At 51.3% G+C, this 230-nt stretch carries 1 protein-coding gene; it reads left to right on the top strand.

Annotated features, from left to right (window positions below):
• Positions 1-230: hypothetical protein (locus Q4528_RS16620; protein WP_303522908.1), on the top strand; the 230-nt coding region annotated here is incomplete at both ends.

Raw genomic sequence — 230 nt, 5'->3', positions numbered from 1 at the left:
CCCTTAAACAGCGCCAAAGTGAAGCGCGCGAGCAGCAGACCAAACTTAAAAGCTACCTGCAAAACGCGCAGTCTCAGCATCAAGAGTATCTCGAAGAGATCCGCGAACAACATCAAGAAGCCAAGTTAGAGAAAATGGCTTGGTGGGAAGAAAAAGTAGACGCCCTGGCCGAGCAACTAAGCCAAGCACAAGATGCCGTAAGCCAGCGCCAAGCTCAGGCTAAACAAGCC

The organism is Staphylococcus pasteuri, from assembly GCF_030547725.1.
GTDB classification, from domain to species: Bacteria; Bacillota; Bacilli; order Staphylococcales; family Staphylococcaceae; genus Staphylococcus; species Staphylococcus pasteuri.
This window is presented reverse-complemented; position numbering and strand designations above follow the sequence as displayed.